This is a genomic window from Erwinia sp. PME.40.26/001 (genome assembly GCF_055556675.1).
This window is the reverse complement of record NZ_JBVHNP010000100.1, coordinates 1-279: the sequence shown is the minus strand read 5'-3', so window position 1 is coordinate 279 and position 279 is coordinate 1. Positions and strand designations below refer to the sequence as shown.

The following is a 279-nucleotide window of genomic DNA, read 5'->3' as shown; positions in this document are numbered from 1 at the left end:
ACGCCCCGAAGGGTCGCAAAGACGATCCACGGTCGGCGCCGCGCGACGGGGAAGAACCAGCGGCCACAAGCCGAACCGGCTGATGGGTCCGAACGCCACACCGGGCTGACCCGGAGCAAAGGCGGCCTCCGCCGCCGTCTTCAGCGACTCGCCGTCGTGACCCTTCCCCGCGAGATCGAACACGACGGGGCCGCCAAGGCCCTTCAGACGCAGCAGCACGGCGGCGGCGGCGATGGCCTCCCGATTCGCGCGGGTCGCGGCGCGTCGGGCGTCGCCCGA

At 73.1% G+C, this 279-nt stretch carries 1 protein-coding gene; it reads right to left on the bottom strand.

The features are described from left to right. A partial coding sequence (locus tag ACZ3HG_RS23400) for a hypothetical protein (RefSeq protein ID WP_465334720.1) occupies window positions 1-279 on the bottom strand: 279 nt, incomplete at both ends.